Here is a 19,881-nt window from a genome sequence, read left to right as displayed (position 1 = left end):
CTTGGCAGAGACACCTGGCATCGACCACGCGGTTGCTCCCGTTCGGGCGCAACCCCGGCATTGGCTTCGCCGGTTTGGCGCCGGCCTCATCACCGGGGCGGCGGATGACGACCCGAGCGGCATCGCCACCTATTCGCAGGCCGGCGCCCAGTTTGGTTACACCACGCTGTGGACCACGCTATTTACGTTGCCGTTGATGATCGGCATCCAGACGATCTGCGCTCATGTGGGCCGCGTGACTGGGCGTGGGTTGGCAGCCAATATGCGCCTGCATTTCCCGCAGCCCCTGGTGCTCGCACTGGTCAGCCTCTTGTTGCTGGCCAATATCATCAATCTCGCCGCGGACATCGGCGCGATGGGGGCGGCTCTGACCCTTCTCGTGGGTGGGCCATCTGCCGTATACGCGCTGGGTTTTGCATTGTTGTCGCTGGCGCTTGAGGTGGTGATTCCCTTTCCGCGCTATGCACCCTTGCTCAAGCTGCTCACGCTGAGCCTGTTCGCCTATGTGCTGACCGTGCTGGTGATCGACGTACCCTGGCGCGAGGTAGCCACCCAGTGGTGGCCGTCGCGTCACTCGGGGCACGACTATCTGGTGACCGTCGTTGCCGTGTTCGGCACAACCATCAGCCCGTATTTGTTCTTCTGGCAGGCGTCGCAGGAGGCGGAGGAAGAGGAGAGTGCGGCGGATCAGTCGCCGCTGGAGGCAGCCCCCGAACAGGCTGGTGCCGCGTTTGAGCGGATCCGCTTCGATACCGACATCGGCATGTTCTATTCCAACGTGGTGGCCTTCTTCATCATGCTGACGACGGCCGTGGTACTCCATCCGCATGGCATCACCGATATCAATACCTCGGCCGAAGCGGCGCAGGCGCTCAGGCCGCTGGCGGGACGCTTTGCCTCGCTGCTCTTCGCCGCCGGCATTGTGGGCACGGGCTTGCTGGCGGTGCCGATCCTCGCCGGGTCGGCGGCCTATGCGGTTGCCGAAACATTCGACCGTCAATCCGGGCTCGGACGCAAACCGGCGGACGCCAAGCTGTTCTACCTGATCATCATCGGCGCGACCGTGCTGGGCACGTTGCTGAGCCTCTCGCCTCTGGATCCCATCCGCATGTTGTTCTGGTCGGCAGTGATCAACGGTGTGATCTCCGTTCCCCTGATGGTGGGCATCATGTGGGTGGCTACCCACCGCGCCGTGATGGGGCATTTCGCCATCCAGGGCGCCTTGCGCTGGCTCGGCTGGCTAGCCACGGCGGCCATGGCCATAGTGGTTATCGGCATGTTGCTTTGATTCGGGCTGATGGGCACAAGGAGGCGCCAGTTGGTCAGCTGGAGCATCACGGTGTGAAAAAAGAAATGCATTCACAAAGGCCATGATGGGGCATCCACGCCAGGTGGGCTGGTTACAGTATCCATTGAAAATGCACCTGGAGAACGGTTGCATTTGCTCTCGTCGAGCTCGTGCCAGGATGAATCACGTACTGAATATCCGGTTGTATCGCCAACCTCGGATTCACCTGCAAAAGATAGGTGGCCTCAATGGAAGTCTCGGCGTGTGTCGTTGGGATCGCTTGCGTGTTCAGTGAGTCGATGTAGTGCGATCCATTCCGTGCAGAGGTGAAAGCGATGCCAAACGTATCGTCCGGCCTGCTTATCAAGAATCCGGAGGCGGTAAGGCCCGCGGCGGCGTACGAGCCAAACTGATTGATTCGCCCGTCTCCGATGCCGTACTGCAGGAAGCCCGATAGCCGTGCCTTGGGATCGGTGGACGACCTGAACAGGGTCCGGTCTATGAGGACATAAGCACCGCTGCTGCCTTCGTGCTGCAAAGGACGTCCTTTGTTGTCGACGAGACTCAGATCGCGAAAGGTGCCGGTGTAGTGCCAGGCTCCGATGGCGATCTTGTCGTCGTAAGCGGGGAAGTTCGCACCGCGACCAACGCGGTATTTGGCGATGCCCTGTGAAGCATCTGACCCCGGGCGAGTCAGGAAGGCGATCTCGGAGACAAACAGTAGACCTTCTTTTTGACCAGGAAATCGGGTCTGCCCCTCAGCCCGATTGGCCGGTACTCCATCCATGATCGCCGTGCGAATCAGAATGCCTGGGGTGGGTTTGAAGGTAACCCTGGCCCCGAATGAGGTATCGGGAAAGATGGATGGTCCACCGATGCCGCTTTGAGAGAACTCGGGCCCCATGCCGAACGAACTGTTCAAGAAGAGACCGCTGGACGCAAGGCGATAGAACTCTGAGTTGAGATCATATCGGCCGGCGAGAAACGACCAATGTCCGTTCGGCGAGCTGTACTGTCCCCATGCTTCGTAGAGTCGCAATGCCGGCTTTGCCGCGTAGCTATTAACGCCCTGAGCGTCTCCGATGAAGTTGCTTGGTTGGCCGCCGTGTATCGAAAGTACCTGGAAAAAGGCCGTCCAACCTGGCGCGCGAAGCAGTCGGTTGCCATCCAGCGCAAGCTGCAATCGTAGATTGCCGACATAGGCAGTGCCTGTTCGCATACCGCCAGAGGTATCTGCGACAGCGCTTCCGTCGTACACCAAGGCAGGGGTTACACCTTTTCGAATGAGGTTGGCCTTTTGATCGTCAATCTCATCGGATAACGCCTGCTCGCAGAACAGTGCAGCGCTCGCTATCACGCTCCGCAATAGCATCTTCAAACACGGCTCCATACCTGGCCGGCCGCGGTCGAGCCGGGCCAGAATCGGCGGAACCGTGCCAAGTGACCATGGGAGTCCCATGTCGATCCTTCAGCCAAGGAATGGGCTGTGCAGCCGGAAAGCTACGAGATTGTATGCAAGTACATCGGGGCATTTACGATCCCCATTTGTAGCCTGGCACTCGGGATATCCGCATCGGGCTTGATGGCTCAAGTATGTCGCCGGCAAGCCGGCCAAGCACTTGGTATACCCATGAAGCGCTCAGCAGGCCACGAGCAGGCGCGTCGATCTGCTCGCCACATGGTGTAAGCCGACGGGCGAAGAAACACTCTCTAGGTGATGAGCAACACCTTTCCCAGCCGATCCGGGTTGGATTCCGCTTGCAGTGCCTCGCGCGCCTGTTCCAGCGGATAGCGACCGGCAACGGGGAGTGGAAGGGAGCCTGAGCGGATCAGCTGCCAAAGGGAGGTCAGCATGGCGTTGTATTGGTCGGCTGAAATGCCGCCCAGCCAGTGGTCGATGCCGAACCCGACCCAGGTCAGGTTCTGGTAAACCAGCATGGCATTGGTGACGGGTATAGCCGAGGCATCCTGCGCACCATAGGCAACCACGCGCGCGCCAGGGCGAAGCACGCCAAATAGCTTGGCCGTATTGGCGCCCCCCACACTGTCAAGCAACGCGCTTATGCGCACCGATTCCGTCGCTTGGAGAATACTGGCCGGGAAATCCGGCTCATCCACCGAAAGCGTGATATCGGCGTTTGATTTCGTTGCCATGCGCGCTACGTCACCGCGAACCAGGCTGATGACGCGGATACCCCGGGCACGCGCGAGCAAAGCGATAAGCGCCGATACGGTGGAGCCACCGGCGGTAAGCGCGATCCAGTCGCCCGGACCAGCCTGCGCCCCTTCAAGCAAGGCCCAGGCGGTGATCGGATTCAGGGCGATCTGGCAGGCATCGTCATCGCTTACGTCGCTGGGTACGCGAATCAGGCGCGCCGCGGGAACGGTGACGTACTCCGCCCACGTTCCCGACCAGCGAAAGGCGACGCGCTCTCCGGCATGAAACGCAGGGTCGTTGCTCGTATCCACCACGCCGGTTCCTTCCAGGCCGGCGATCTGCGGGAAGGTCGGTTTGATTCGATATTGCCCGCGTATAAAAAAACGATCCGCGGGTTGAATGGGTCGCGCGGTAACTCTGACCCTGACTTCGCCAGGCATGGGATCAGGTATCGAATGCCGGGACAGCTGTAATACGTCTTCTGCCTCACCGGCATGTTGAAAGACAAGCGCGCGCATAGCGGAGCCTCTTTGATTGTTTGGCTGGAAATGGTTGTTACCGTGGCGACCCAGGCTGACATACTGGCCAGACCATATGGTCGGCATCAAACTCTGTCGCGACAAAGCGACGATCGTGCACGCCAGCGGCCTGCTTGGAGGCGAGCCAGACGATGGGTGGCCCCATGATGGCGGGAGCCTGCAGCCGAGCCCGGATTTCGGTGGGAACATCGTCGGGGACCATCTCGCTCAAGGTTCCCCGGCCGCCTGGAAGCAACAGATTTACCGTCACCGAGCTGCCTGCCAGATCCGCCGCCATGATGCGCGACAACGCTTCGACACCTGCGCCCGCGGGCCCATAGGGCACGAAACCCTGGCGCACCATGGTCTGCTGATTCATCGATATATTGACGATACGCCCACCACCGTTGCGGAGCATCAGCGGAACGACCTCGCGCGCCATCAGAAAGCAGCCTGTGAGCTTGGTGTCCACGACGTCGTGGAACCCCGCGGGGGTCACCTTCCAGAAGGGCTGCGGTTCCGACATGAAGCGGGGATTGACCGTCCGCATACCGATGCCTGCGTTGTTCACGAGCATGTCGACGCCGCCCCATGTGTCGCAAGCCCTGGCCACACAGTCGGCGACGGATCGCTCGTCGCGCACATCGAGCGGGCACGAGATGACTGCTGAACCGAGCTTCCTGGCGGTCGCGTTGGCTCGCAGCTTGTCGCGACCAGTGACCATTACCCGTGCCCCGGCTTCCGCAAGCGCTGCGGCCATCGCGGCACCCAGGCCGCTGGTCGCGCCGGTGATCAAAACACGAATGCCATTCAATTCAGTCATGCGGATCAGCAACTCCATAGCCGGCAGACATATCGAGGCCGTAGGGTTTCAGGCGGGAAGCCAGCCCTCGCATCTACCAGATCTTCACTTGCTGATCGCCTGAGCGAACCATCTGATCACCTACCTTGCACTGAAACGCCGTCGAGAAAGCCGTCATGTTGGACGCTGGTGCATTGGCGCGAAACGCCGGCGGAGCGTGAGGGTCGCTGTGGAGCGCCATTTCGCGCGTTCTATCGCGGATATTGTTGCGCCAGTTGCGGGCCCAGGCCATGAAAAAACGTTGCTCGGGTGTGTAGCCGCTCATGATGGCCATGGCCCCGCCGGGGCTCTTCTCCAGCGCAGTAAGCAAGGCGTCATAGGCGATGCTGACGCCACCAAGATCGGCCATGTTCTCACCCAGGGTCAGCGCACCATCGACATGAAGATCCGGCTTGTCCTTGATCGGCGCGAACGCACTGGCTTGTTCCACCAGCCTGGCGGTGCGTGCCGTAAAGGCTTGTCTATCCTGAGGCGTCCACCAGTCGGTTAGATTGCCGTCGCCGTCGAAGCGGCTGCCTTCGTCATCGAAGGCGTGGGTGAACTCATGACCGATGAAGCTGCCGATCGCACCAAAATTGATGGCGTCGTCGCTACCGGGATAGAAATAGGGCGGCTGCAAAAATCCAGCGGGAATATTGACGGCGTTGGTGCTCGCTTCGTAGAAGGCGTCGATCCGCTGTGGCGTCACGATCCATTCGTTGCGGTCGGTCTTCTTGCCGATCTTGGCCATCTCATATTGGTAGTTGAACAGGTTAATGGCCATGACGTTGCCGTAGTAGCGATCCGGGGTGAGCTGGAGGTCATCCCAGTTTCGCCAGTGTGCGTCGTCAGGGTAGCCGATCTTGAGCAGTACTTTGCTCCACTTATCCAGCGCCTTCTTCTTTGTGACGGCACTCATCCAGTCGGCTTGTTCGATATGCTGCCTCAGCGCCGCGCCTATCTCGGTGGCCAGTTGTTCGGCCTGCTGTTTGGTATCTGGCGAGAAGTTCTGCTGTATGTACAGCTTGCCTAGCGCCATGCCCATCAAGGCGTTGATGTTATCGAGCATGCGCCTCCACCTTGGCTGCTGCTGTGGCTGGCCAGCCAGGACCCTGCCGCGGAAATCGAAGTGATTGTCTTCAAATGCCGTGCTTAGATAAGGCGAGGCGGTTTCGATGAGATGGAAGCGAAAGTAGGCTCTCCACTGCTTCATGGGTGCCGTCGCGAGCAGGTGGTCGAACTGGGCGAAGAACCCTGGTTGCGCTATCGAGAAGCCTTGGTTGACGGTCGCATGTTGCGCGGTGAAGAAGGCGCTCCAGTCAAAATGTGGAGTGATCTTGCTCGCTTCTAGCACGGTGACGAAATGGTACTGACGAGTCGGATCGCGTAGCTGCAAGGGAGTGAGTGAAGCCCTGGCCAGCGCCGTTTCAAGCGCCAGTACATCCGAAGCTTGTTCTTCCGCGTCGGCAGTAGTTATGCCAGTGAGTGCGAGTGTTCTCGCAATGTGTTCGGAGTATGCCCTGCGAAGGTCTGTGTACCTGTCCTCAGCGTAGTAGGCGGGCGTGGGGAGGCCAAGGCCGCCCTGTTGCGCTACCGCAATCTGCCTGCTCGCATCTTTGGCATCCGCATTGGCGCCGAAGAGAAAAATCATGCCACCTTCGAGATAGTGGGCGCGGATATAGCCGGAGATATCGCTGCGTACCCGCAGCGATGCGATGTCCGCCAGAAGTGGCTTGATGGGGTCAAACCCGGCCTTGTCGCGCGCCGCCTGATCCATGCCAGAGCGATACAGCCATCCGATCTTCTGCTCGATCGAACTTGCCGTGACCCTGCCGGCGTTGGCCGCAGCAGACTCGACGATGTTCCGTTGAATGGCGAGCGAGCGCTCAGCCAGTGCGGTGCCGACGCTCCAATGGGATTGATCGGGCGGAATCGGATGCGTGGCGAACCATTTCGCATTGACAAAACCATTCAGGTCGCGACAGGCGCTGATGGTGCTGTCCAGTTCGCTGAAATCGAATGCATGCGCGGAATCCGCTGCGGCGCTGATGGAGGAGGCCAGCCCCTCTGGTGATGCCGGGCTCGCGATCTCCTGACACCAGATCATCGGAGCGAAGGCGATGGCCGCCGCGAGCAATAGCGGCCTCAAGTGTTTTCTTGCCGATACGGGAGGACGACAGCATGCCTTGCGTCGTTCGAGGACGTCCATCTGGAGCCGCTTACACGCCGTCATAGACAAGCTCCGTGAACAACTCCGGCGTCACGATGAACTTCCCCCACTTGGCGTCGAATGCCGCGGTGGGCTTGGCTGCGACAACCTCGGCTGCCGTCATGCCCTGGTGCTTGAGCGCCGCGACGCGATCACGGATGGCGATCAGCATGTCACGGTATTCGAGCAGCTGTTTGCGGTCCGCCACCGCGCCATGTCCCGGAACGATGATCGTCTTGTCGGTAACGAACTTCAGATACGAGTCGACTACGGCGATGGTGCCGTTGATGCCGCCGCCGTGCTCATGATCGATGAACGGGTAAATGCCGTTCCAGAAGGTATCGCCCGTCGCCAGGACATCGGCTTGCTTGAAGTAGACAGCGATGTCGCCGTCGGTATGGCTCGCCATAAGCGGCCGCACCACCACGGACTCGCCATTCATCGTGTAAGTCTTGTCGTCGGTCAGCCTGACTGACGGCACGCCGTCCGCAGCGACGGCAGGGAAGGTGTGATCCCACTCCGAGACGCGCGATGCCTGGGTGAGGTGGCTGACGGTCTGCGGGGTGGCGATGATCGTGGCGCCCGCTTCGTGCAGCCATGCATCGCCGTCGGAGTGATCCCAGTGCCAATGGGTATTGGCGACATACTTGACCGGCGCAGGGCCGAGCTTGGACAGGCTCGCCTGCATGGCCGCCTTGGACAAGGCGATGCCGGCATCGACCATAAACTTGCCATCCGGACCGCTCAGCACGGTGATGTTGCCGCCGGATCCTTCCAGCTCCCACACGTTGGCGCGCAGTGGATGGATAGCGATGGCGCCTTTGGCGGCCTCCGCATTCACATGATCGACGATGCCCTGTGCACTCAGGGCCGGTCCTGCCCAGGCGACGATCAGAGCCAATGAAAGAGTTCGTGCCAGGACATGCGCGGTCTTGCTGGTCGACATGGATGGTCTCGGTTGTGAATGGAGATGTGGGATAAAAAAGGCCCCGGCCCGATTCGCTGACTCAGCCGAACGGGCAGGGGTTACTGCCAGGTGATCGACAGCACTGCCTGAAGCGGCGGCAGGATGGTTAGTCCATGCGGTAGATGTGATACGCGTTGGCGTCGGCGAAGGTATCGGTGAACGTCGTGCCATTGACCAGGGGGAGCGTGCGTCCCTCATTGACGACGGTGACCTTGGTCGCGCCGGAGCTCTTTACCGTAAATGTCACCGACTGATTCGCCGGCGGCGGCGTTGCCGGCGTGCCGGAGGCGGCGAATACGTAGAAATGGCTGCCATCGTACTTGGCCATCGCGGCGACATTGCCCGTGTGGCTGACGTAGCCATCGGCGAATGGCGACAACAGAACATTGTTGACGCTGTTCACCTGCTGGTTGAACGCCTTGATGTTCAACACCAGGTCGTGGATGGTGACGCCCGGGGTCTGCTGGCAGTTGTAATCGTCGCTGCTGGGATCCGAGCCGTCGATCAGTGTGGTGTAGTCGGTGCAAGGACCGCTGAAGTTGTGCTGGAACCAGAGGATGCCGCGCGCGCCAGCGATCAGGCCGTGCATGGCCGCTGCCTTCATCGCCGCGGGCGTGATGCACTCCGTTCCGCCATAGATGGGGCAGCCCGTCTCCACATCGACTACCACCGGCTTCGACTGATGATTGAGCGTGTTGGACAGCGTCTGCAGCCGCGCCACGTTGAACGCGTAGTTGGCGGGCAACGCGCGCTGGGCGCGAGTCAGGCCGACGGGATTCGCGCCATAGCAGATGCTTTCGCTGTGGGGGAAGAACGCGCAGCCGCCCTGGGAATTCGCTTCCAGGTCGGGATCGGTCATCCAATAGCTGTCCGCCGAAAGGATGTCCGAATAGCCAAGAAAAACCGCTGCTTCGGAATCCCACATCCAGAACAGCACGCCTTTGCCGTAGCCTTGATGCTTGGCCATGCTGTCGATGGGATAGCCCGGTGAACCATAGCTGCCGGGTTGACCTGAGTAGGACCATTTCGCAACGGTGTATCCGCATTCGCTGCCTGCGGGGATGCAGTCGTCCTGGTTGGCATTGGGCGCGGCGGGGTTCCAGCCATTGGCGCCCGACCCGTACTGCATGTCCGCCTCGTCCCAGCCGTCGTAGACCACCGTTTCGGTGCCGCTGTTGGGCGTGGTGTCCGGCGCGGAAACGTGCATGCCTGCCGCGCGGATCACGTCATAGTCGGCGCGCCACTGCTCCGGATCGCCGGCCTTGCCGCCGAGGTTCCAATAGATGTTGTTGCCCATCGCCACGGCATAACCCACCTGCGTGGCGTCGGCCGGCTGCTCCATCCATGCGCCCAGCATGATGTGGCTGTCCATCCAGGCGCTGCGTGGATCTTTGTTGGTGAAGTACTGCGGGCCGCCGTCGATGTCGCGCAAGGTGACACCGACGGGAAGCGCGGCCATTGCCAGGGAAGCTTTGGTGGCGATCTTCGTGGTCGCCGGCGTCACCACACTTCCGTGTGATGAGTGAATAGCGGCAGTCGCGGTGCCGCCATATGAAACCGTCAACGAGAGCATCAGACAAAGAGGGAGCGTCCTGCGCATCATGGCTTTCATTGCGTTTCCTTGGGATGGGATGGAGCAGCGGGATCGATACGGATCGAAAGCGTGCTGCCGCACACATCGAATGAGCGGGCAGACTCGCTGGGGCGGCGAGTGGGCGCGTACGCTACGACAAAAAATTCCGCATGTTGATCGAAAGATGTGTATGGCTTCCATGCATAATTGAATGAGGCGCGCGCCGCTTCATGGTGACAAATTCGTGATTTCGACTAAGGAAAGGGCGTTCATGGAGTGGAGTGATCTGCGCGTGTTTCTTGCTGTTGCCCGCGAGGGAACATTGGGCGGCGCCGCGCGCAAACTGGGACAGAGTCAGCCCACCATGGGGCGGCGTCTGCAGGCGCTGGAACAGGCGCTTGGACAGCAGCTACTGCAGCGCACCAAGGATGGTTTCGTGCTGACCGATGAGGGCTCGCTCGTGCTCGGCCATGCCGAGCGCATGGAGGAAGAGGCGCTCGCCTTTCAGCGTCAGCTTGCCGGCAAGGGACGAGAGCTCGACGGCATGTTGCGCATCACCTCGGCGGACTGGTTCGCCGAATATGTGCTGACGCCGGTCACCGCCCGGTTCTCCGCGAAGTATCCGCGGGTGAGCGTGGAATTGCTGACCGACTCGCGGCTTTTCAGCCTGTCACGGCAGGAGGCCGACCTGGCGTTTCGCATCCAGCCGTTCGACGAGCCGGATGTGGTTTCCCGCAAGCTGCTGTGCATGCCTTATGGGGTCTACGTGTCGATGGATCATCCACACCCGGTGCCGGGCGATGGCAAGGACGCGGCCTTGCTGGTGATGAATCTTGCGTTTGGCGGTATGCCGGAAGTCACCTGGCTGCAGCACATGCTGCCAAAAGCGCGCGTGGTCTTTCGCAGCAATTCGCGCTCGGTGCAGGCGCGTATGTGCGTGGAGGGCGCGGGGATAGCCGTGTTGCCGCGACCTTTGGGTGACGCCATCGGGCAACTCCAGCGCATCGATCTGGGTGAAGAACCGCCGGTGCGGGAAATCTGGATGGGCTATCACCGTGATATGCGCCGGCTCGCACGGTTGAGGGCCTTGCTGGACATGGTCGTCGATCAGCTGGCCAATTGACGGCCAACAGGTTCAGCGCGTCGTGGGCAGCCTGTCGAACGGCAGGTCCCACACGCGATCATCGGAAACCCGAATACCCGTCACATCTCCTTGAGCATTGAACACCGGCCGCAATACCGTGTCGCCGGCAATGAAAGCGTTCGCGTAAGCGGGGACAAACAGTCGGGTCTGGCCTGGGCGGTCTTCGGCGATAACCTGCAAGCCATTCTTCGCGGCCGTGATCTGATACGTCACCGGAACTTCCGCGTTATGAAAGCGGCCTGTCATGTGTGCAAGCTCCCCCGGCGTGGGCGAGTACGCTTGCTGCCGGGTAAAAAAGGTCGCATCGCCTTCGCGATCGATACGAATCCGTCCGCCTGCAACGACTGCTCCGGTCATGGCGACCCTGCCATCCTTGCGCTCGAACGCCAGAGCGTCGCGCGGTCCGGCCATGACGATCAGGCCATTGCCAGCGCGCAATTTGCCATCGTGGAAGCTCAGTTTCAGCGGGCTGCCGTCGCGTTCGCTGGCGTAGATGCCGGCAAGGCTCGCGGGTGGAGTGGAGTTGAAGCGATTGGGCTCCGGCTTGGCGTCAGGCAGGTAGCGATCGACGATGGCGTGCGCATAGTTGGCGGGAATGGCATCGCCGCTATTGCACAGCAGGGCGATCGACAGATGCTGGCCGGGATAACGCCCAAGCCATGCGCGATAGCCCGCCGTGGAGCCGTCATGGAAGATTTCGCTCAGGCCGTGATAGCTGCCCAGAAACAAACCGCGCGCATACACCGTGGGTCGCCCATCCGACAGCAAGGTGCGTGTCTGCAAGGCCTTGGTCACCGAGGCCCCCAGTTTCTCCTCGGTCAGCGCCTGGTTCCAGCGCAGCAGATCGCTCACGGTGGTCAGCAGGGCACCGTGGCCATAGGTGTTTTCGAATGGCATCAGCTGCTCGTAAACACCGTCGGATAGGCGCTCGTAGGCAACGGCCCGGTTAGGGACAATGCGACGGAAATCGTCACGCCATTGGGTATGGGTCATGCCCAATGGCTTGAACAGATGCTCGCGGGTGAAATCCACGAAGCCGACGCCGCTTACCCGCTGCACAATCAGCACCAGCAAGTTGAAGCCGGTGTTGGTGTACGACCAGGCCGTGCCCGGACTGAAATTCAACGCGCGTTGCCGGGCGGTGATATGCAGCACATCCGCCATCTCATAAATGCGATCGGCTCTCGGCCAGCCGGCGATCGCTTCGATGTCGCCCCAATCGCGCAATCCGCTGGTATGTCCCAGCAGCTCGGCAATGGTGATGGGGTGCCCATAGTCGGGCAGCTCTGGAAGGTATTTGCGGATGTCTTCATCCAGCGACAGCTTGCCTTCGCTCACCAGGACCAGCGTTGCCGCCGCGGTGAACTGCTTGCTTACGGAGCCCGCCTCGAACACGGTATCGGCGCCGATCGGCACCGCATGTTCCAGATCGGCCGTCCCGAAAGCGCGAAACTCCGGTGCGCTGTTTCCGCTTTGTACGCCGACCGCGCAGCCTGGCGCATCCGCCGGACCGGCAAACGATGCCAGCGCAGTATCGATGGTTGCCGCAGGAGAACCTTCGGCGGTTGCCGTCCCGATGGACAGGGTCAACGCGATGGCGATTATCAGCGTCTTCATCGATTTTCCACGGTCTGAAATAAGGTGCTGCTGGAACGGGGCAGATGGGCACAGCGACACGGTATCGAGTGGATGCACATCCAACCCGGCAGGCCCACGCAAGATCCTATCTGGATGGGTCGACTACCAGATTCAGTAAGACAGCGACAACGAACTCATCCACGTCAAAGCTTCCGGCTGCTTCGGCGCCGGAATGGGGTTGACGGTATAGCTCAGTTGGTTGGAGAGATAAACGCCGCGCGTCACACGGTAGACATAGGACAGCGCATAGTTGCGACTGTAGTCCACAGCGGCGATCCCGCTTGCCTGTTGCATGCGTTGGTAGGAGCGGCTCAATCGATTGAAGGTATAGCCCAGCGCGAGCGCATCCTCGGGCTGTCCGAAAGGACCCAGTACGTACAACGTGGCGCCGATATCTCCGGTATAGACGTTACGATCGGGTGGCGCATAGTCGGCTTTTACATTGACGTAAAAACCTCGATACGGCTTTGCCGCATCGGCCTGGAACAACTGATAGTCGCCGACCAGGTAATAGGCATAGTTGCCATCCGCATAGCCTCCATGGAAGCTTGAAATACGGCTTTCGTTGTACATCACGCCCTGTCGCAGCCATATCATCCGTTGGCTGGGAGCGGCTTCGACCTGGTAGCCCAACTCATTGATGAGGAGCGCCTTGGCGCCGGGAATATGCCACTTCAGCCCCAGGAAATTATTGTGGTCCCAATCCGCTTGCGCTCCCTCGGGATCCACACTGCGGGTCACGCCGATCCGCTCATAGAAGTGCTTGTTGGCCGAAGCCAGGCGCAGGTTGATCTCGGGTGCCGTCTTGTTGAAGATGAAGCCGACTTGGTAGGGGATGGAACTTCCGACACCGGCCGGCGATGTCGTCGAACTGGTGCCGAGTGCAAAACCATAGAACTGGTTGCCTAGCTCCTCAAAGCCATATTGCAACTGCACGCGCCCGTCGTTGAAGCGCTGACTGACATAGAGGCTGTTGATGGCGAAACCGGTTGGATTTTCCCCGGCGTACGAGAACCGTTGCACGTTCGCATTGAACACCAGTTGCGAAGCGCCGGCAAAACCCACCCGGGATAGATCGTAGGTAGCGGCTACATACCCGTTAGCCCGGTAAGTGGGATTTTGCCCGATGTAAAGCTGGGGATGCGCGCCATGATCCAGCAGGTCGAAGGTTCCGCCCAGAGTGATGCCACCTTGAATCAGCCAGCCGTGCTCGGCCAACCTTTCGCGAAACTTGCCCCAATCCGGCGACATGGTTTCACAGGTGCTGATGGCCGGATTGGTGGTGCCTTGCGGCTGCATGCCGTCATACCGATGGCAAGGGAGAATATCAGTAGCCATGTTGGCATCGACGGAATCCGCCGCGACTACAAGTTTAGCGTGCGCGTCATTGCAAACGGCCCATGAGGCCAGCAACAGGCTTCCAGCTAACACGGGCACAAAGCGGCGGAGATTTTTGGACATAGCGGTTTCTCGCACCCGTGCGTGATGGGTGCAAAAGCAATTAAGGGTTGCGTGGGGAAAAGCCTGGGGCGTTCGGCATAGTAGCCGCGCTAACCCTTCACATATATACAGTGCCAGAGCCAACTATCGGCACTTGCCTGACTGGCCCGCATTGACTGGTCCAGATGCCAAGTTAGTTTGCGCGGCGAGCCGCAGGCCGCAGGTTGGGTTGAGGTCTGTGGATCGGGATCGCTTCCAGTGCGGGCGGCCGATAGCTCAGCGTGCTGTGCTATCGGATGGTGTTGTAATGAAGCTTCGCGCCTTATCAAGCCAGGGCAGGGCTTTCGCTTCCCGAGCGTAAGTAAGTCTGTGGTTGTGCTCGAAGCCGTAGCTTGGGTACGGCCGCGATGAAAGCCTCACCAGATCTTCACTTGCCTATTGCCCGCACGAACCATTACATCGCCCGGCTTGCACTGGAATGCAGTAGCGAATGCTTCCATGTTCGAGGGCGCGCCGATAGCGCGCAGCGCGGGCGGTGCGTGTACGTTGGTATTGACGTAGAGCAGGGCTTTCTTCTCGCGCATGCTGGAGCGGTAAATGCGCGCCCAGCTGAGAAAGAAGCGCTGATCTTGGGTGTAGCCGTCGATTCTCCGTGCTGAATCCGCCGGGCTTTTCTCCAGTGCCGCTTGCAGCGCGTCGTAGGCCACGTTCAAGCCTGCCAGATCGGCGATGTTTTCGCCCAGGGTGAGCTTGCCGCTGACATGAACAGCAGGCTTGTCCTTGATCGGCGCATACGCGTTGAACTGCTGAACCAGCTTGTCGGTGCGCGCGTCAAACTTGGCGCGATCCTCTTTGCTCCACCAGTTCTTGTTGTTGCCCTCGCCGTCGAACTGACTGCCTTCATCATCGAAACCGTGACTGGCTTCATGACCGATCACCGCACCGATCGCGCCGTAATTGATCGCATCGTCAACGTTGGTGTCAAAGAACGGTGGCTGCAGGATGGCGGCCGGAAAGTTGATCGTATTGTCAGATGCGTTGTAGTAGGCATTCACTGTCTGCGGCGTCATACCCCACTCCCTGCGATCGGTGGGTTTGCCGATGTGGCTGATGTCGTACCGGTAGTTAAATTTGGCCGCTGCCTTTACGTTGGCGTAGTAGTCATCCGGCTTGATCTGCAGGCCTGACCAGTCGCGCCACTTGTCTGGATAACCGATCTTGGGCAGGAAGGTGTTCCACTTGGCGATGGCCCTGGCCTTGGTCTCGGCGCTCATCCAGTCGAGGTTCTCGATGCGGACTTTCAGCGCGTTGCGCACACGGTCGACCAACGCTTCGGCGCGCTGTTTGGCCATGGGGGTGAACATCTTGGCTACGTACAGCTGGCCTAAGGCTTCGCCCATATCGGCATTGACGGTGTCGAGCACACGCTTCCAACGCAACTTCTGCTGCGGCTGGCCGGTCAGGGTGCGACTGTAGAACGCGAACTTTGCGTCCTGGAAATCCTGGGATAGATCGCTGGCCGCATCATCAATCGCATGAAAGCGCAGATAGGCCTGCCACTGCTCGATCGGCACATGAGCGAGCATTTTGTCGACCTGAGCAAAGAATGTCGGCTGGGATAGCGAGAAGCCATCGATGGTGGCCAGGTCTTGCATGCTGAAGAATTTCAGCCAACTGAAGTGCGGCGTGATCTTGTCAGCCTCTTTTACTGTGACGTAGTGGTACTGATTCCGCAGATCGCGCTCTTCCTCTGGCGAAAGCGAAGCCTCGGCAAGCTGGGTCTCGAACTTCATCACCTCAACGGACTGTAACTTCGCATCGTCTGCAGACACGCCGGCCAGCTGAAGCAGCTTGACGATGTAGGCGACGTAGGCGATGCGGACATCGGCATATTTGGAGTCGCTGTAGTAGTCCTTGGTCGGCAGACCAAGGCCGCCCTGGTTGGCGTACCCAATCTGCATCTTGGCATCCCGGTAGTCCGGGTTTGCGCCAAAATGGAACAGCGGCTGCGCACCCTCGCTAAAACTGCGGTCGATATACTCGACCACGTCGGCAGGGATTTTGAGGTCGCCGATCGCCTCCAGCTTCACCTTGATCGGTTCGAGACCGGCCTCGTTGATGGCATCCTCGTCCATACCCGAGCGATACAGCCAGCCAATCTTCTGCTCGATCGAGGCGGCCTTGGCGCTGTCGGCGCTCCTGTCAGCTGCATCGACGATATCGTGCTGGATGTTGAGGCTGCTCTCGATAAGCGAATCGTAGGCGCCCCAACCACTGCGATCTTCGGGGATGGGGTTGGCAGCTACCCATTTGGCATTGACGAAGCCATTGAAGTCCTGACAGGCGGCGATGGTGCTATCCAGCTCGCTGACGTCGAACGAGCTTTTGGAGGCAGTCGCTGCGGCGGTGCCGCTCGCTTTGGCGGTCGCAGTGCTGATGCCTTTGGCGGGGGCGGATGGCTCCGAAGTGGCTTCGTGCTTGCCGCAGGCGCTCAGCGACAGGGTCAGGCTCACCACAGCGACTATGGGTTTCAGGCGTGGCTTAGTCATGGATGCTGCTCGATGTAGTGCGTGCGATGGGTCATGACGGACATGACATGGCGAGTCCAGTTGATCCATCAGCGGGCACCGTTGTGACTCACGCGCCAGGCTATGAGATAGGGGCATGATCGACTGGACGGGTTCGAAGCATGTAGCGCGTTGAATGCTTACTCGAGGAACTTCGGTGCTTTGGGTAATGCTTCGAAGTCCTTCGGGTCATGCTGGATGATCAGACGACCTCCCGTATTCTTAAGGATGCGGCGAATACGGTCGATGGAGCCCAACGTCTCGCCCCGGGAATAGTTGAATACCGGCATGAGGCCCTTGTCGAAATTCTCCCGGGTGTGGAACAGGTCGCCCGAGAGAACGACCGTGCCGCTCTTCGGCAGGCGTAGCATCAATACTTGATGGCCGGCCGTATGGCCATTGGCACGCAGAATGCTCACCGAGCCATCGCCAAAGACGTCTCGATCCAAATCGATAAGCTCCACCTTTGCCTGCTTGTAGGCAGTCAAGTTCTCGGGGCGCACGGCAACTGGCGTCAACTCGCCTTCCAGTGCTTGCACTTCGCGTCGACTCAACAACCACGTCGATTTGGCGAACGCACCCGCATTTCCGGTGTGATCCCAATGGAAGTGGGAGAAGGCAATGTATTTGACATCGTCGGGACTCTCCCCCACAGCTTCGAGCTGTGATCGCAACGTCTTGGTCACGAATGCATGAACACCTTCGCGAACCAGTGTGCCGTTGGGGTTGCCAGCGAAACGGTCTCCTAAGCCAGCGTCCCATAGCAGGTCCCCCTTCGGGTGCCGAATGAGGAAGCAAGGAGCCGCCAGGTCGCCCGGTTTTCCATCGTACTCGCCGGTATCGGCGAACTGGGCAAGGTCGTCAAAATGGATCCGGCCGCAATCCAAAACATAAAGACGCAATGAAGGGGCGGCGGGCTGCGCCTGCAGGGGAGTTGCTAGTACGGCGACCAGGAGAAGCCATGTGAGGTGACGAACATTCATACGAAATTCCTTTTTTTCGTTGCAGCGATTGACCTGCCGTGCTGGTCGACACGCTGCTGGCCTGGAAAGCGAACTGGTCGTGCGACATCGGCAGGCTACGCAGCTAACGTTGACTGACGAGCAGCCGAAGGCCGAGTAGCGCGAAGCCTGCAGCGAAGCTTCGCCGCATCCACGTCAGCACGGACGGTCGCGTAAGAACGTGCTTGCGCATCAGTGCCGCGAAACAACCGTAGCTCGCAAACACCACCCACGTCATCGCCATAAAGACACCGCTGAGCATGAGCATCGTGGTGATGGGCGATGGATCGTCCGCGGGTACGAACTGCGGAAGAAAAGCAAGGAAGAACACCGGAAGCTTGGGATTGAGCAGATTGAGCAATACGGCGGAGGCGATGACCTTCGCCGTGTTTTGTTCCTCGCCAGAATCCTTTACCTCGAGCATGCGGGCGTCACGCAGCGCCTGCCACGCCATATAGAGCAGGTAGGCGGCACCGACGATCTTGAGCACCTCGAACGCCAGTGCGCTAGTGCGGAACACCGTTGCAAGGCCGAGCACGGTGGCCAGCATGTGCGGGAGAATGCCGAGCGTGCAGCCTGCCGCGGCGACAAGGCCTGCGCGTACGCCACGGGAAAGGCTGGCGGAGATGGTGTAGAGCGCGCCTGTTCCTGGCGACGCCACGACGAGCAACGCGGTAATGAGGAATGCAGCGCTCATTGGGCAGCGGCTTCCCGGGCATCCTCATGGGCCGCCGGACCGACGGCCTCGGGCTGCAACTGCGCTGGATCGTAATAGAAACGCTCGTACACAATCTTCCCATCGACCCATTGCTGCACGGCGACTTCGTCCAGCGTGGTGTGCGCGTTGTCGCTGGAGAACTCGAAGCGCCAGTTGATGACAACGCGATCGCCATCGACCACGACCTGAGCCGCGTGCGCCGTCACGGTCGTGAAGCGGTTCAACACCAGGCGCTCGTTCTCGATTAGCGCGTCGAGGCCAATGCGTGACTGCCAGAGGTTCTCCCAGACTATGGCGTCGGGATGGTAAAAGCGCTGCAGTGCGTCGATAAACTGGCCGCTCTCGACCAGCGAAATGAATGTACTGACGACATGTCGCTCGGGCATGGCTGCTCACAGAAGAATGGGTTGTCTTTGACAGGGGACGACGCGCGTTCTCAGACAGGATTTGCGCGTCGGATCGGTGGGGGAAATCGATCCATGCCAGCCTAGGTTGGCCGCATTGCCCCGTCACTTGTCTGCAGCGACAGATCTAGGGGTAATCCCGCCGCGTGTTCGCAAAACCCATGTGCGATCTCGCCAATCTTTTCGCCGGCGCCGCCAGGGTTGCAGTGGTATAGGTGTTCGGGATCGTAGGTAATGTATTGAATAGATGGATATTTACGATGTCACCCTCCGCTCAATGACGCGACGGTCTGCACAACGGAACGCTTGACGCGCAGGGCGAAATCGCCACGCTTGGCGCTTGGAGTGATCGAAGGGAACTACTGTGCGGGTCGCCATTCTTGCTTACGACGGGTGCATGGGCGCCGAGGTCCTTGGACTCTCGGATGTCCTGCTCGTGGCAAATCGCATCAGCGGCATGCGCGAGCCGGATGCGCCAATGCCGTTCTCCGTGTCCATCATCGGCGCGCAGGCCGGCCTCATACGCCTGGCGGGCGGTGCCCAGTTGTCCGTCACCGCGCCCACGCCATTCGACCTGCTCGTGGTGCCGGCTTTCGATTTCAACAATGCCGAGGAGATCAGCGCAGCACTGGCCGGTCTCGATGAAGAGAAGACGCTTATTCGCCGCGCGGCGGAACAACGCAAGGTGGCCTCCATTTGCGGCGGCAGCCTGCTGCTCGCCGAAGCCGGCGTCCTGGATGGACGGCAGGCGACCACCGCGTGGGCGCTCGCCGGGGAAATGGCGCGACGCTATCCCAAGGTGGAAGTGGTACCCGATGCCGTGCTGGTGCGTGATGGTGAGATCGTTACGTGCGGCGCGTTCACGGCGTACGGGGACCTTGCGCTGCAGCTGATCCGCGATTGCGTCGGCACCAGTCTCGCCCGCGCGGTCGGCAGGTTCAGCCTGATCGATCACAGCCCGCGCAGTCAGGCGACATATCTTGACCATCGCTTCAGCCACAAGCGGCGCGAATCCTTCGCGCGCGCCGTGAGCGTGTGGTTTGAGAAACGTCTGGCGGAGCGTTACCGGCTGGACACGTTGGCGGATGCGTTCAATCTTTCCAGCCGCACGTTGCTGCGTAAATTCCGTGCCGAAACGGGACGCTCACCGTTGGACCTTCTGCACGACCTGCGTGTGGAACGCGCGAAGCTGCTGCTCGAAACCACCACGCTCAGCGTGGCGCAGGTGGCTTCCGAAGTGGGCTATCTTGATGTGGCGACGTTCTCGCGACTATTCACGCGGCGAACGCATCTCACGCCCGCGGCGTTCCGCAAACGTTTCTATACTGCCGACGTCACGGTGTTCTGACGCCTCGCCATGCGATGGCGAGCTTGCCCATCAATCTGGCCGGCTCGCCCGGTTACCCGATGACTCA

15 protein-coding genes are annotated in these 19,881 nt (G+C 60.3%); 3 read left to right on the top strand and 12 right to left on the bottom strand.

Annotation, left to right across the window (positions count from 1 at the left end; all coding sequences use genetic code 11):
* The first annotated feature begins 1 nt into the window (after position 1).
* Positions 2-1,288 (top strand): NRAMP family divalent metal transporter, encoded by a 1,287-nt coding sequence (locus ISS97_RS19580; RefSeq protein WP_379984498.1) that lies wholly within the window; start codon positions 2-4, stop codon positions 1,286-1,288.
* 112 nt (positions 1,289-1,400) lie between these two features.
* Here the strand turns inward: ISS97_RS19580 and ISS97_RS19575 are convergent, their stop codons facing one another.
* From ISS97_RS19575 to ISS97_RS19550, 6 genes are all read right to left on the bottom strand, one after another.
* On the bottom strand, positions 1,401-2,660 hold the full coding sequence (locus ISS97_RS19575) for a carbohydrate porin (protein WP_379984676.1): 1,260 nt from the start codon (positions 2,658-2,660) through the stop codon (positions 1,401-1,403).
* Positions 2,661-2,998: 338 nt separating this feature from the next.
* Positions 2,999-4,051, bottom strand: coding sequence for a zinc-dependent alcohol dehydrogenase family protein (locus ISS97_RS19570; protein WP_379984499.1), 1,053 nt, complete (start codon positions 4,049-4,051; stop codon positions 2,999-3,001).
* Positions 4,002-4,787 carry an SDR family NAD(P)-dependent oxidoreductase gene (locus ISS97_RS19565; protein WP_379984500.1) on the bottom strand — a complete coding sequence of 262 codons (786 nt, stop codon included), beginning with the start codon at positions 4,785-4,787 and terminating at the stop codon, positions 4,002-4,004. Before ISS97_RS19565 ends, ISS97_RS19570 begins: the two co-directional genes overlap by 50 nt.
* Positions 4,788-4,860: 73 nt before the next feature.
* On the bottom strand, positions 4,861-6,954 hold the full coding sequence (locus tag ISS97_RS19560) for a M13 family metallopeptidase (protein ID WP_404580155.1): 2,094 nt from the start codon (positions 6,952-6,954) through the stop codon (positions 4,861-4,863).
* 70 nt (positions 6,955-7,024) lie between these two features.
* The gene (locus ISS97_RS19555) at positions 7,025-7,960 is read right to left on the bottom strand and encodes an MBL fold metallo-hydrolase (protein WP_379984502.1); all 936 of its coding nucleotides are present in this window, start codon (positions 7,958-7,960) and stop codon (positions 7,025-7,027) included.
* A gap of 127 nt (positions 7,961-8,087) precedes the next feature.
* Positions 8,088-9,485 carry a hypothetical protein gene (locus ISS97_RS19550; RefSeq protein WP_379984503.1) on the bottom strand — a complete coding sequence of 466 codons (1,398 nt, stop codon included), beginning with the start codon at positions 9,483-9,485 and terminating at the stop codon, positions 8,088-8,090.
* Between the two features lie 340 nt (positions 9,486-9,825).
* On the opposite strand from ISS97_RS19550, the gene ISS97_RS19545 reads away from it, so the two are divergent.
* Complete coding sequence (locus tag ISS97_RS19545) at positions 9,826-10,677, top strand: LysR family transcriptional regulator (protein WP_379984504.1); 852 nt, start codon at positions 9,826-9,828, stop codon at positions 10,675-10,677.
* Between the two features lie 12 nt (positions 10,678-10,689).
* On the opposite strand, the gene ISS97_RS19540 is transcribed toward ISS97_RS19545, so the two are convergent.
* The 6 genes from ISS97_RS19540 to ISS97_RS19515 form a co-directional block, all read right to left on the bottom strand.
* Positions 10,690-12,315: a serine hydrolase domain-containing protein gene (locus ISS97_RS19540; protein ID WP_379984505.1), complete on the bottom strand. Its 1,626-nt coding sequence runs from the start codon at positions 12,313-12,315 to the stop codon at positions 10,690-10,692.
* A 132-nt stretch (positions 12,316-12,447) separates the two neighbouring features.
* Positions 12,448-13,797: a carbohydrate porin gene (locus ISS97_RS19535; RefSeq protein WP_379984506.1), complete on the bottom strand. Its 1,350-nt coding sequence runs from the start codon at positions 13,795-13,797 to the stop codon at positions 12,448-12,450.
* A gap of 395 nt (positions 13,798-14,192) precedes the next feature.
* A complete protein-coding gene (locus tag ISS97_RS19530) occupies positions 14,193-16,325 on the bottom strand; it encodes a M13 family metallopeptidase (protein WP_379984507.1) in 2,133 nt (710 codons plus the stop codon).
* A gap of 158 nt (positions 16,326-16,483) precedes the next feature.
* Positions 16,484-17,326 (bottom strand): N-acyl homoserine lactonase family protein, encoded by an 843-nt coding sequence (locus ISS97_RS19525; RefSeq protein ID WP_379984508.1) that lies wholly within the window; start codon positions 17,324-17,326, stop codon positions 16,484-16,486.
* A 103-nt stretch (positions 17,327-17,429) separates the two neighbouring features.
* Positions 17,430-18,041, bottom strand: a complete 612-nt coding sequence (locus ISS97_RS19520) for a LysE family translocator (RefSeq protein ID WP_379984510.1) — start codon at positions 18,039-18,041, stop codon at positions 17,430-17,432.
* Positions 18,038-18,448, bottom strand: a complete 411-nt coding sequence (locus ISS97_RS19515) for a nuclear transport factor 2 family protein (protein WP_379984512.1) — start codon at positions 18,446-18,448, stop codon at positions 18,038-18,040. The genes ISS97_RS19520 and ISS97_RS19515 overlap by 4 nt, the downstream gene beginning before the upstream one ends.
* A gap of 382 nt (positions 18,449-18,830) precedes the next feature.
* Here ISS97_RS19515 and ISS97_RS19510 point away from each other — a divergent pair, with 382 nt between their 5' ends.
* Entirely contained in the window at positions 18,831-19,814 is a 984-nt protein-coding gene (locus ISS97_RS19510) for a GlxA family transcriptional regulator (RefSeq protein WP_379984513.1), read from the top strand.
* Positions 19,815-19,881 lie beyond the last annotated feature (67 nt).

Source organism: Dyella koreensis (assembly GCF_044904565.1).
GTDB classification, from domain to species: domain Bacteria; phylum Pseudomonadota; class Gammaproteobacteria; order Xanthomonadales; family Rhodanobacteraceae; genus Dyella_D; species Dyella_D koreensis.
Note: the sequence above shows the minus strand (reverse complement) of the source record. Positions and strands in the feature narration are given on the sequence as shown.